Source organism: Mesorhizobium sp. WSM4906 (genome assembly GCF_029674625.1).
Lineage (GTDB): Bacteria > Pseudomonadota > Alphaproteobacteria > Rhizobiales > Rhizobiaceae > Mesorhizobium.
The window spans coordinates 15,695-28,134 of sequence record NZ_CP121355.1 but is presented as its reverse complement, the minus strand read 5'-3'; the positions used below and the strand labels follow the sequence as shown (position 1 = coordinate 28,134).

The following is a 12,440-nucleotide window of genomic DNA, read 5'->3' as shown; positions in this document are numbered from 1 at the left end:
ATGGTGCCAAACGACAGGCCGAGCCGCGCGACCGAAGGATTTTTCGGCCGCCGGCACGGCAAGACTATTCGCCCGCAGCAGGCCGCGGCGCTTGAAAGCGGCCTGCGCGCCTACAGGCTCGACCTGATGGCTGAGGCTCCGGCGGATCCCAGGACGCTGTTCAAGGCGGATGTTTCGGCTCTTCAACTCGAGATCGGCTTCGGCGGCGGCGAGCATCTCTTGCATCGCGCGACGGAGGCGCCGGCGATCGGCTTCATCGGCGTCGAGCCCTTCGTCAACGGCATGGCCAAGATGATGACGGCGCTCGCCAAGACGCCGCTGGCCAATCTGAGGGTCTATGACGACGATGCCACGCGCCTGCTCGACTGGCTGCCGTCGGCCTCGCTCGACGGCATCGATTTGCTTTATCCCGATCCCTGGCCGAAAAAGAAGCACTGGAAGCGGCGCTTCGTCAGCGCGGCCAATCTCGAGCGGTTCGTCCGGGTGCTGAAAGCGGGCGGCAGGTTCCGCTTCGCCTCCGATATCGACAGCTATGTGAACTGGACGCTGCTCGCCTGCCGCGCCAATGGCAACTTCGCCTGGCAGGCGAACGAGGCCGCCGACTGGCACACCCCCTATCAGGGCTGGCCCGGCACGCGCTACGAGGCCAAGGCCATCCGCGAGGGAAGGCGGCCTGCCTATTTGACCTTTATCCGGAAGTAGCCCTCGGAAATCTCAGAGGGCGAAGCACCCCGGTCATCTACCGACTAATTTAGAAGCGCCCGATTTTGTCGAAGGCGGTAGGGTCGATGCCGAGCTTCTTCAGATCGCCGCGGCGCGGCTTGCGGCCGGCCTCGACAGCGCGCGATGCGGCTGCGGCGCTGCCGAACGTGGTTAGAAAATCACCGATTACGAAAAACAATCCGCGGTCCATGACAAATACCTTTCGCGCGTCGCAGCGCGCGACCTTTCTTTTTGCACTGCAACATAGATGGGTGCTGGCAGACGGAAATCACAGTGGCGCTGGCGCATGGCCGCCATGCTCCAGAGGCAGTGCTGATCCTGCGGTCAACTTTGTCTGCTGTCACAGTCAGGCTTGAAACGCCGGCCGGGATCGTCTATATCGGCTTCAAATTCTTGGTCGGTAAGACGAAGAGTGGGTCCACCCGGTCCCGCTCTTTTTTATTACCTCCCGGCCGGAGCGACAAAGCGACAGGGATCCGATGACCGCAGCGGCAAGCGAAGCCGACGACCGTATCATCCGCGAAAGCGGCATCGATGCGCGCATTGCGCTGATCGTGCAGCCGGTGCTCAAAGCCATCGGCTTTCGCCTCGTGCGGGTGCAGCTGACCGGACAGAACGGGCTGACGCTGCAGATCATGGCCGAGCGCGAGGACGGCACCATGACCGTCGAGGATTGCGAAGAGGTCAGCCGCGCGGTTTCGCCCGCACTTGATGTCGAGGATCCGATCGAAAAGGCGTATCATCTCGAAGTGTCGTCGCCCGGCATCGACCGGCCGCTGGTGCGCAAGTCGGATTTCGCCACCTGGACCGGCCATCTGGTCAAGATGGAGACCTCGGTCCTCATTGGCGACCGCAAGCGCTTCAAGGGCAAGATCGCCGAGGCGGACGCCGACGGCATCCTGCTGGAGCGCGATAAGGCGGCCTATGGCGAAGAGCCGACGGTGCGCGTGCCCTATGATGCGATTGCCGAGGCGCGGCTCGTGCTGACCGACGACCTCATCCGCGAGGCCCTGTCGAAGGACAACAGGGCCCGCAAGGAAGCAAAGAAACGCCGGGGTGAAGCGGAAGATGCCGCCGCCGGTGAAGGAAACGAAACAGAACAGGAAAGTTGATTGAGCTTTCGGGCCTTGTGCCCGGTGCGAAGTCGGGAGAAAGACAATGGTTGTAAGCGCCAACAGGCTCGAACTGCTGCAGATCGCCGATGCGGTCGCGCGTGAAAAGTCGATCGACAAGCAGATCGTCATCGCCGCCATGGCCGATGCGATCCAGAAGGCGGCGCGCTCGCGTTACGGCCAGGAAACCAACATCCGCGCCGACATCAATCCCAATACGGGCGAGATGAAGCTGCAGCGGCTGATGGAGGTGGTCGAGAAGGTCGAGGACTACGCCACGCAGATCGCCCTTTCCACGGCGCGCGAGCGCAATCCCGATGCCCAGATCGGCGATTTCATCGCCGAGCAGCTGCCGCCGATGGATTTCGGCCGCATCGCCGCCCAGTCGGCCAAGCAGGTCATCGTCCAGAAGGTGCGCGAGGCCGAGCGCGATCGTCAGTATGACGAGTACAAGGACCGCATCGGCGAGATCGTCAACGGCACCGTCAAGCGCGTCGAATACGGCAACGTCATCGTCGACCTTGGCCGCGGCGAGGCGATCATCCGCCGCGACGAGCTGATCCCGCGCGAGAACTACAAGTACGGCGACCGCGTCCGCGCCTATGTCTACGACGTGCGCCGCGAGCAGCGCGGTCCGCAGATCTTCCTGTCGCGCACCCATCCGCAGTTCATGGCCAAGCTCTTCACCATGGAAGTGCCGGAAATCTACGACGGCATCATCGAGATCAAGTCGGTCGCCCGCGATCCGGGCTCGCGCGCCAAGATCGCAGTCATCTCGCGCGATTCCTCGATCGATCCGGTCGGCGCCTGCGTCGGCATGCGCGGCAGCCGCGTCCAGGCGGTGGTCGGCGAATTGCAGGGCGAGAAGATCGACATCATTCCGTGGTCGCCTTCGGCCGCTTCCTTCATCGTCAACGCCCTGCAGCCGGCGGAAGTCGCCAAGGTGGTGCTCGACGAGGATGCCGAGCGCATCGAGGTGGTGGTGCCGGACGACCAGCTGTCGCTGGCCATCGGCCGCCGCGGTCAGAACGTGCGCCTCGCCTCGCAGCTCACCGGCTGGGACATCGACATCCTGACCGAGCAGGAAGAGAGCGAGCGTCGCCAGAAGGAATTCGTCGAGCGCTCGGCGCTCTTCATGGAAGCCCTCGACGTCGACGAGATGGTCGGCCAGGTGCTCGCCTCCGAAGGCTTCACCAGCGTCGAGGAAGTCGCCTATGTCGACTCAGGCGAGATCTCCTCGATCGACGGCTTCGACGAGGACACCGCGTCGGAAATCCAGTCGCGCGCCCGCGAATATCTGGAGAAGATCGAGGCCGAACACGACGAGAAGCGCAAGGCGCTCGGCGTCCAGGACGAGCTGCGCGAGATCCCCGGCATCACCACGGCCATGATGGTGACGCTCGGCGAGGACGGCGTGAAGACGATCGAGGACTTCGCCGGCTATGCCGCCGATGATCTCATCGGCTGGAAGGAACGCAAGGACGGCGAGACCAAGGTCTATCCCGGCGTGCTCGCCGATCATGGCATCTCGCGCGCCGATGCCGAGCAGATGGTGCTGGCCGCCCGCAAGAAGGCCGGCTGGATTTCCGAGGAAGAACTGGCCACTGAGGAAGAATCGGCCGGCGAAACCGTCGGTGCGTGAGGTGACCACCAGTCGCAAAGCCCGTGGACGAGATGAACGATCGCACCTGCATCGTCACGCGCAGGCAGACCGAAGCGGATGAACTGATCCGCTTCGTCGTCGGCCCGGATTCGGCCGTCGTTCCGGACATCAAGAGAAATCTGCCTGGCCGCGGTTGCTGGGTCACCGCTGATCGCCTACATATCGACAAGGCAGCGGCGAAGAACCTGTTTGCCCGCGCCTTCAAGGCGCAGGTAGCGGTCCCCGCTGATCTCGGCGAAATGGTCGACGGACTGCTTTCCCGATCCGCTCTGGGCATGCTGGGTCTTGCTCGCAAGGCCGGAGCGGTCGTTCTCGGCGCCGCCAAGGTAGAGGCTGCCGTGCGCGACGGGCAGGCGCTTTTGGTGCTGCACGCGGCCGAGGCCTCGGACGACGGCGTCCGCAAGATCAGTCAGGCACGGCGGGCAACCGTCCATCTCGGCGGCCCCGCCATCCTTGCCTACAAACTTTTCCCCGAGGCCGAGTTGAGCTTGGCATTGGGGGGTACAAATGTGATACATGCTGCCGTCCTCGCGCAGGACGCAGGAAAAGCGGTCGAGAAGCGCATGGTTGCGCTCGACCGGTATCGGGGCGGGACCCCGGACGATTTGGCAATGCTTGCGGCCGTTGCTGACGAAGATGATGCCGCAGAGGATATGGAATGAGTGATACGAAATCGGGCGACGACAAGACGTTGAGCGTTACGCCGAAGAAGACCTTGACGCTGAAGCGCCCCGGCCTCGAGCAGGGCACTGTGCGCCAGAATTTCTCGCACGGCCGCACCAAGTCGGTCGTGGTCGAGACCAAGAAGCGCAAGTTCTCGCTGCCTGGCGACAAGCCGGAACCGGTGGCGCCGTCCGTCTTCACGCCGAAGCCCACAGCCGCAGCGGCGCCGACGCCTGCCGTGCAGGAAGCGCCGAAGACGCCGCCGCAGCCGGAACGCTCGGGCATGGTGCTGAACGAGTTGTCGCGTGGCGAGATGGAAGCGCGCCGCAGGGCGCTCGAAGGTTCCAAGGCCCGCGAGATCGAGGACCGCCAGCGCGCTCAGGAAGAGAGCAAGCGCCGCGCCGAGGAAGAAGAACGCCGCAAGCGCGAGCGCGAGGAATCCGCGCGCCGTCAGGCCGAGGAAGAGGCGCGTCTCCAGGCCGAGGCCGAGTCCCGCCGTCGTGCCGAGGAAGAGGCCCGCCGCCGCGCGCCGCAGGCCGCGGACGTCGCCACGGCCGACGACGACGAGGAGGTCAAACCGAGGCGTGCCGGTGCCGGTGCTGGCGCCGGTGCACCCGCTCGCCGTCTCGCCACGCCCGAGGTGGCGCGTCCGGCCAAGCCCACCAAGGGCGAGGAAGACCGCCGCCGCGGCAAGCTGACGCTGAATTCGGCGCTTTCCGACGAGGATGCGCGCGGCCGTTCGCTGTCGTCGATGCGACGCCGCCAGGAGAAGTTCAAACGCGCGCTGCACAACGAGCCGCGCGAGAAAGTCATGCGTGAAGTGATCCTGCCCGAAACCATCACCATCCAGGAACTGGCGCAGCGCATGTCCGAGCGCGCTGTGGACGTGGTCAAGTTCTTCATGAAGCAAGGCCAGATCTTGAAGCCGGGCGACGTCATCGACGCCGACACGGCTGAGCTGGTCGCTTCGGAATTCGGCCACACGGTTCGCCGCGTTGCCGAGTCCGACATCGAGGAAGGCCTGTTCAATATCGCCGACCGTCCGGAAGACCTGGTGTCGCGTCCGCCCGTCGTGACGATCATGGGCCATGTCGACCACGGCAAAACCTCGTTGCTCGACGCCATCCGCAACGCCAATGTCGTCTCCGGCGAGGCCGGCGGCATCACCCAGCACATCGGCGCCTATCAGGTCGAGAAGAACGGTCAGAAGATCACCTTCATCGATACGCCCGGCCACGCTGCCTTCACGGCCATGCGCGCCCGCGGCGCCCAGGTCACCGACATCGCCGTGCTGGTGGTGGCGGCCGACGACAGCGTGATGCCGCAGACGGTCGAATCGATCAATCACGCCAAGGCAGCCGGCGTCCCGATCATCGTTGCGATCAACAAGATCGACAAGCGCGACGCCGACCCGCAGAAGGTGCGCGCCGAACTCCTGCGCCATGAAGTGTTCGTCGAATCGATGGGCGGCGAGGTGCTGGACGTCGAAGTGTCGGCGACCAAGGGCACCAACATCGACAAGCTGCTCGAGGCGATCCTGCTGCAGGCCGAAATCCTCGACCTCAAGGCCAACCCCGACCGCACCGCAGAAGGCGCGGTCATCGAGGCCAAGCTCGACAAGGGCCGTGGTCCGGTCGCCACCGTTCTGGTGCAGACCGGCACGCTGATGCCGGGCGATATTCTCGTCGCCGGCAACGAATGGGGCCGTGTCCGCGCGCTCGTCAACGATCGCGGCGAGCATGTACCGGAGGCGCCGCCGGCGATGCCGGTCGAGGTGCTCGGCCTGCAGGGCACGCCGCAGGCGGGCGACCGCTTCGCCGTTGTCAACAACGAGGCGCGCGCGCGTGAAATCACCGAGTACCGTCAGCGCCTGGCGCGCGAGAAGGCGGTGGCCAAGCACGCTGGCCAGCGCGGCTCGCTCGAGCAGATGATGTCGCAGTTGCAGACGAGCGGGCTTAAGGAATTCCCGCTGGTCATCAAGGGCGACGTGCAGGGTTCGATCGAGGCGATCAATGCCGCGCTCGAAAAGCTCGGCAACGACGAGGTGCGCGCGCGCATCGTGCACGCCGGCGCTGGCGGCATCACCGAAAGCGACGTGTCGCTGGCCGAAACCTCGGGTGCCGCGATCATCGGCTTCAACGTCCGAGCCAATGCGCAGGCGCGTGCCGCGGCGACCGCCGCGGGCATCGAGATCCGCTACTACTCGATCATCTACAACCTGGTCGACGATGTGAAGGCGGCGCTCTCGGGCATGCTCTCGCCGGAGCGGCGCGAGACCTTCATCGGCAATGCCGAGATCCTCGAGATCTTCGACATCTCGAAGGTCGGCAAGATCGCCGGCTGCCGCGTCACCGAAGGCAAGGTCGAGCGTGGCGCGGGCGTCCGCCTGGTCCGCGACAACGTCGTCGTCCACGAAGGCACGTTGAAGACACTTAAGCGCTTCAAGGACGAGGTTCCGGAAGTGCCGGTCGGCCAGGAATGCGGCATGGCCTTCCAGAACTACGAGGACATGCGTGTCGGCGACGTCATCGAGTGCTTCCGCGTCGAGATGGTGAGCAGGACGCTCTAAATTCGGATATACTAGCCGGAATGACCCGGGCGGCGGCCGAAAGGCTGCCGCCCAGACCTTATTCGTATTTGAGACATGTGGCGTGGTCCCATCCCGCGCTTCACGATTTCAGGATTGAAGAAAATGTCCCGTCCAACAACATCAGGCCCCTCCCAGCGCATGCTGCGCGTCGGCGAGCAGGTGCGCCATGCCCTCTCCGAGACCTTGCAGCGCGGCGAGATCATCGATCCGGTGATCGAGAACACCGTCGTCTCGGTCTCCGAGGTGCGCATGTCGCCCGACCTCAAAATCGCTACTGCCTTCGTTTCACCGCTGGGCGTCGGCGACGCCGATTCCGTGGTGGGCGCCCTCAACAAGCATGCGAAATTCATCCGCGGCCGCATCACCGGCGCGCTGCGGCAGATGAAGTACATGCCGGAGATCCGCTTCCGGCTCGATACTTCCTTCGACAATTTCGCCAGGATCAACGAGTTGCTGAAGTCGCCCGAAATCGCGCGCGACCTCGACGACCAGAATGAGAACAATGACGAGGACGAGGGCTAAGTGGCGCGTCGCGGCAAGAAGAGAGGCCGGCCGGTTTCCGGCTGGGTGGTGCTGGATAAGCCGGTCGGCATGGGCTCGACCGAGGCGGTCTCGAAGATCAAATGGCTGTTCCAGGCGGAGAAGGCCGGCCATGCCGGCACGCTCGATCCGCTGGCCTCCGGCATGTTGCCGATCGCGCTCGGCGAAGCGACGAAGACCGTGCCTTACGTTCAGGACGGCGCCAAGGTCTACCGCTTCACCGTTGCCTGGGGCGAGGAACGCTCGACCGACGACCTCGAAGGCCCGGTGACGAACAGTTCCGGCCAGCGCCCGGACGAGGCCGAGGTGAGAGCGCTGCTGCCGAAATACACGGGTGTCATCATGCAGACGCCGCCGCAATTCTCGGCCATCAAGATCGCCGGCGAACGCGCCTACGACCTGGCCCGAGACGGCGAGACGGTCGATATCCCTGCGCGCGAGATCGAGATCGGACGTCTCGATCTCGTCGAGCATGGTGGCGACCGCAGCGTCTTCGAGGTCGAATGCGGCAAGGGCACTTACGTACGCTCGCTGGCGCGCGACATGGGCCGCGATCTGGGCTGCTTCGGCCATATAGCCGAATTGCGCCGCGTCGAGGTCGAGCCGTTCACGGCGGAGGATTTCGTCACCGTCGCCGAGCTCGAAGCGGCGCGCTTCGGCGGCAAAACTGATGAAGGCCAGGACGACGAGGCCGGGGCGCCGATCGATTTCAGCGCCATCGACGCGTTGCTGGTCGATACCGCTGTCGCGCTCGATTGCCTGCCGCAGGTCGCCGTCAGCGACGACGCGGCGACCAAGATCCGCCTCGGCAATCCCGTCGTCATTCGCGGCCGCGATGCGCCGGTCGAGGCCGACGAGGCATGCGCCACAGCGCGCGGCAAGCTCGTCGCCATCGGCGCCATCGAGCAGGGCATGTTCAAGCCCAAGCGGGTCTTTGCCGGTTGACGGCGCTCGGCTGGATCAATTCCAGGAAAAGTGCGTACGGTTCTCGGCCTGGAATTGCGTAGAGTAGTTTCGGTTTCGATTTCGCGCCCGAGGAGCTCATGGCAAAGGCTGATACCGTCAGGAAACGGGCGCCGCTGAACATCCGCCGACCGCCGGTCGGGGCGTCGCCGGGCACGCTCATCGCCGATCCGGCGGCGCGGCGCAGAGCTTCGGCTGACGCTGATCTCGCCCGAGAAATTCAAGACCATCGACAATGCCAGCATCGACGAGCTCAATACCCATTGCGACCGCTGGCCGGTCGTCTGGCTGGACTGCACCGGCCTCGCCAACATCCAGCTGATCGAGGAGATCGGGCGGATTTTCAATCTGCACCCGCTGGCGCTGGAGGATGTCGTCAACACCGGCCAGCGGCCCAAGGTGGATTTCTTCGAGGATCACGCCTTCGTCGTCATGCGCATGATCGACGATGTCACCGCCCATCGCTACGAGCAGATCGCGGTGTTCTTCGGCAGGAACTTCGTCGTCACCTTCCAGGAACGTGAGGGCGATCCGTTCGACCCCGTGCGCAAGCGTGTCGCGGCAGCCATGCCCAATCGCCTGCGCTCGCGCGGCGCCGACTACCTTGCCTATGCGCTGATCGATGCCATCGTCGACAGCTATTTCCCGCCGATCGAAACGGCCAGCGAATTGGTCGACGGCATCGAGGATCAGATGCTGAACACGCCGCACAAGCATCAGATGCGGCAGTTGCATGAGTTGCGGCGCGACGCCAACGTGCTGAAGGGCGTGCTGTGGCCGATGCGCGATGCGCTGGCGACGCTGATCCGCAACGACGTGCCCTTCGTGAAGGCCGAGACCAAGATCTTCTTCAACGACACGCTCGACCATTCGCTGCGGCTGATCGAGCTGGTCGAGAACCAGCGCGACATGCTGACCGGCCTGATCGAGATGCACCTGTCGCTGACCCAGGCGCGCACCAACGATGTCATTTCCTATCTGACGATCGTGTCGGTCATCTTCATGCCGCTCACTTTCCTCGTTGGCGTCTGGGGCATGAACTTCGAGCCCGAAAGCTCGCCCTGGAACATGCCGGAGCTGAAGGCTTACTACGGCTACCCGGCAGCACTGGTGTTCATGTTGATCGTCGCTGTCGGGCTCGTTGTCTTCTTCAAGTGGAAGAAGTGGCTGTAGCGGCTGAACCCTATGTTTTTTCGGCAAGAACCTGCGACAAGCCGGCTTGACAATTGGGCTGGTGTTTTGCCCGGAATTGCACTATATGCGCCGCAGCTTCGCGCCCTGACGCGTTGCTTGCACCGGCCCCTGCTGGACGACATCCCGGCTGTGGGCGTCCCGTTTCCTCGAACAGATAAGGAAAAACACGATGTCGATTACTGCCGAGCGCAAGAAGGAACTGATGACTGAATTCGCGACCGCGAAGGGCGATACCGGATCTCCGGAAGTCCAGGTTGCCATCCTTTCCGAGCGCATCAAGAACCTGACGGAGCACTTCAAGGACCACAAGAAGGATAACCATTCCCGCCGTGGCCTGCTTGCTCTCGTTTCCCAGCGCCGCAGCCTGCTTGACTACCTCAAGCGCAAGGACGACGCGCGCTATCAGACGTTGATCGACAAGCTCGGTCTGCGTCGTTGACGAATTGACCGGCGGGCTCTCTCCGGAGGGTCCGCCGGTCGCGCATTGGCGCATCGGATGGTCCGGTGTTTCGATGCTGAAATGGAGCGAATACGCTCCGGGAAATTCGCGCGAGGCGCGTCTCGGAAACAGGGGTTTTCGACGTCACGCGCAAGGCTGGCCGACCGGTCGGCCTGACCGGTTCCGGAAGTGCAGAGGGCCATTCGGAACCGCCCGTGGACGGTCATGGGGCAGGATTGCAGGACGCTCGCTCGGCTCGTGTGGCCGGACTTATCGAGCTTCCCGTTGTCTTGCCCGTGGCTGCCCGAAGGAAGCCAGGGAAGGGATGCGACCGTCGAGACGGCGCGGCCCTTTCCGCATATGAAGGACAAGATATGTTCAATCAGCACAAAGTGGAAATCGAGTGGGGCGGCCGTCCGCTCATCCTGGAAACCGGCAAGATCGCCCGCCAGGCTGACGGCGCGGTGCTCGCCACCTATGGCGAAACCGTGGTGCTTGCCACCGTCGTTTCGATGAAGGAGCCGAAGCCCGGCCTCGATTTCTTCCCGCTCACCGTCAACTACCAGGAAAAGACCTATGCCGCCGGCAAGATCCCGGGCGGCTATTTCAAGCGCGAGGGCCGTCCGAGCGAGAAGGAAACGCTGGTTTCCCGCCTGATCGACCGCCCGATCCGTCCGCTCTTCGCCGACGGCTACAAGAACGACACCCAGATCGTCGTCACCGTCGTCCAGCATGACCTCGAGAACGATCCGGACATCCTGTCGATCGTCGCCACCTCGGCCGCGCTCACGCTCTCCGGTGTCCCCTTCATGGGCCCGATCGGCGGCGCACGCGTCGGCTATATCAACGGCGAATACGTGCTCAACCCGCATATCGACGAGATGGAGGAATCGAAGCTCGACCTCGTCGTCGCCGGCACGGCCGACGCCGTGCTGATGGTCGAATCCGAGGCCAAGGAGCTCTCGGAAGACCTGATGCTCGGCGCCGTCATGTTCGGCCACAGGAGCTTCCAGCCGGTGATCGACGCGATCATCAAGCTGGCCGAGGTCGCCGCCAAGGAGCCGCGCGACTTCACCGCTCCGGACTATTCCGAGCTCGAAGCCGAGATGCTGAAGATCGTCGGCGACGAGCTGCGCGAGGCTTACAAGATCACCGACAAGCAGTCGCGTTACGCCGCCGTCGACGCCGTCAAGGCGAAGGTCAAGGCGGCGTTCGCTCCGGCTGAGGGCGAGGAGGCCAAGTACGCCTCCGAGCAGATCGGCACCGTCTTCAAGGAGCTCCAGGCCAAGGTCGTGCGCTGGAACATCCTTGATACCGGCTCGCGCATCGACGGCCGTGACCTGAAGACCGTCCGCAAGATCGTCTCCGAGGTCGGCGTCCTGCCGCGTACCCATGGTTCGGCGCTGTTCACCCGCGGCGAGACCCAGGCGCTGGTCGTGGCCACGCTCGGCACCGGCGAGGACGAGCAGTATGTCGACTCGCTCACCGGCATGTACAAGGAGAAGTTCCTCCTCCACTACAACTTCCCGCCCTATTCGGTCGGTGAAACGGGCCGCATGGGCTCGCCGGGCCGTCGCGAGATCGGCCACGGCAAGCTGGCGTGGCGCGCCATCCGCCCGATGCTGCCCTCCGCCGACCAGTTCCCCTACACGTTGCGCGTCGTCTCCGAGATCACCGAGTCCAACGGCTCGTCCTCGATGGCGACCGTCTGCGGCACCTCGCTGGCGCTGATGGATGCCGGCGTGCCGATCGCCAAGCCCGTCGCCGGCATCGCCATGGGCCTGATCAAGGAAGGCGAGCGCTTCGCGGTGCTCTCCGACATCCTCGGCGACGAGGACCACCTCGGCGACATGGACTTCAAGGTCGCCGGCACCGCCAATGGCGTCACCTCGCTGCAGATGGACATCAAGATCGATGGCATCACCGAGGAGATCATGGGCATCGCGCTCGGCCAGGCCAAGGACGGCCGCCTGCACATCCTCGGCGAGATGGCGCATGCGATCTCTTCTTCGCGCGCCGAGCTAGGCGAGTTCGCGCCGCGCATCGAGGTCATGCACATCCCGACCGACAAGATCCGCGACGTCATCGGCTCGGGCGGCAAGGTGATCCGCGAGATCGTCGAGAAGACCGGCGCCAAGATCAACATCGAGGACGACGGCACGGTCAAGATCGCTTCGGCGAACGCCAAGGAGATCGAGGCGGCGCGCAAGTGGATCCACACCATCGTTGCCGAGCCGGAAGTCGGCGAGATCTACGAAGGCACGGTCGTCAAGACGGCCGACTTCGGCGCCTTCGTCAACTTCTTCGGCCCGCGCGACGGCCTCGTCCACATCTCGCAGCTCGCCAATGAGCGCGTTGCCAAGACCTCCGACGTCGTCAAGGAAGGCGACAAGGTTTGGGTCAAGCTGATGGGCTTCGACGAGCGCGGCAAGGTCCGCCTGTCGATGAAGGTCGTCGACCAGGCGACCGGCAAGGAAATCGTTCAGGAGAAGAAGAAGCCGGAAGGCGAGGAAGACGCCGCCTGATCGGCTGGACCTGACAATCAGGACGGGC

General features: G+C 64.2%; 10 protein-coding genes and 1 pseudogene. 10 read left to right on the top strand and 1 reads right to left on the bottom strand.

What is annotated here, in order from left to right; genetic code table 11:
- The gene (locus QAZ22_RS00135; protein ID WP_278204936.1) at positions 1–702 is read left to right on the top strand and encodes a tRNA (guanosine(46)-N(7))-methyltransferase TrmB; all 702 of its coding nucleotides are present in this window, start codon (positions 1–3) and stop codon (positions 700–702) included.
- 49 nt (positions 703–751) lie between these two features.
- On the opposite strand, the gene QAZ22_RS00130 is transcribed toward QAZ22_RS00135, so the two are convergent.
- Positions 752–901 carry a hypothetical protein gene (locus QAZ22_RS00130; RefSeq protein WP_278208016.1) on the bottom strand — a complete coding sequence of 50 codons (150 nt, stop codon included), beginning with the start codon at positions 899–901 and terminating at the stop codon, positions 752–754.
- 301 nt (positions 902–1,202) lie between these two features.
- On the opposite strand from QAZ22_RS00130, the gene rimP reads away from it, so the two are divergent.
- The 9 genes and pseudogenes from rimP (at position 1,203) to pnp (ending at position 12,412) form a co-directional block, all read left to right on the top strand.
- Positions 1,203–1,835, top strand: coding sequence for a ribosome maturation factor RimP (gene rimP, locus QAZ22_RS00125; protein WP_278204935.1), 633 nt, complete (start codon positions 1,203–1,205; stop codon positions 1,833–1,835).
- Between the two features lie 46 nt (positions 1,836–1,881).
- On the top strand, positions 1,882–3,477 hold the full coding sequence (gene nusA, locus QAZ22_RS00120) for a transcription termination factor NusA (RefSeq protein WP_278204934.1): 1,596 nt from the start codon (positions 1,882–1,884) through the stop codon (positions 3,475–3,477).
- A 32-nt stretch (positions 3,478–3,509) separates the two neighbouring features.
- On the top strand, positions 3,510–4,160 hold the full coding sequence (locus QAZ22_RS00115; protein ID WP_278208013.1) for an RNA-binding protein: 651 nt from the start codon (positions 3,510–3,512) through the stop codon (positions 4,158–4,160).
- A complete protein-coding gene (gene infB, locus QAZ22_RS00110) occupies positions 4,157–6,730 on the top strand; it encodes a translation initiation factor IF-2 (RefSeq protein WP_278204933.1) in 2,574 nt (857 codons plus the stop codon). Before QAZ22_RS00115 ends, infB begins: the two co-directional genes overlap by 4 nt.
- A 123-nt stretch (positions 6,731–6,853) precedes the next feature.
- The gene (rbfA, locus tag QAZ22_RS00105; RefSeq protein ID WP_278204932.1) at positions 6,854–7,273 is read left to right on the top strand and encodes a 30S ribosome-binding factor RbfA; all 420 of its coding nucleotides are present in this window, start codon (positions 6,854–6,856) and stop codon (positions 7,271–7,273) included.
- Positions 7,274–8,236, top strand: coding sequence for a tRNA pseudouridine(55) synthase TruB (gene truB / locus QAZ22_RS00100; protein ID WP_278204931.1), 963 nt, complete (start codon positions 7,274–7,276; stop codon positions 8,234–8,236).
- A gap of 98 nt (positions 8,237–8,334) precedes the next feature.
- Positions 8,335–9,427 (top strand): annotated as a pseudogene (gene corA / locus QAZ22_RS00095) (magnesium/cobalt transporter CorA).
- A 148-nt stretch (positions 9,428–9,575) separates the two neighbouring features.
- Positions 9,576–9,887: a 30S ribosomal protein S15 gene (gene rpsO / locus QAZ22_RS00090; protein ID WP_347405196.1), complete on the top strand. Its 312-nt coding sequence runs from the start codon at positions 9,576–9,578 to the stop codon at positions 9,885–9,887.
- Between the two features lie 374 nt (positions 9,888–10,261).
- Positions 10,262–12,412: a polyribonucleotide nucleotidyltransferase gene (gene pnp / locus QAZ22_RS00085; protein ID WP_278204930.1), complete on the top strand. Its 2,151-nt coding sequence runs from the start codon at positions 10,262–10,264 to the stop codon at positions 12,410–12,412.
- Positions 12,413–12,440 lie beyond the last annotated feature (28 nt).

What these genes read in the sequence shown, in the direction of transcription:
- QAZ22_RS00135 (WP_278204936.1), top strand. Translation starts at nt 1, where the DNA reads ATGGTGCCAAACGACAGGCCGAGCCGCGCGACCGAAGGATTTTTCGGC.
- pnp (WP_278204930.1), top strand. Translation starts at nt 10,262, where the DNA reads ATGTTCAATCAGCACAAAGTGGAAATCGAGTGGGGCGGCCGTCCGCTC.
- rbfA (WP_278204932.1), top strand. Translation starts at nt 6,854, where the DNA reads ATGTCCCGTCCAACAACATCAGGCCCCTCCCAGCGCATGCTGCGCGTC.
- QAZ22_RS00115 (WP_278208013.1), top strand. Translation starts at nt 3,510, where the DNA reads ATGAACGATCGCACCTGCATCGTCACGCGCAGGCAGACCGAAGCGGAT.
- rimP (WP_278204935.1), top strand. Translation starts at nt 1,203, where the DNA reads ATGACCGCAGCGGCAAGCGAAGCCGACGACCGTATCATCCGCGAAAGC.
- nusA (WP_278204934.1), top strand. Translation starts at nt 1,882, where the DNA reads ATGGTTGTAAGCGCCAACAGGCTCGAACTGCTGCAGATCGCCGATGCG.
- infB (WP_278204933.1), top strand. Translation starts at nt 4,157, where the DNA reads ATGAGTGATACGAAATCGGGCGACGACAAGACGTTGAGCGTTACGCCG.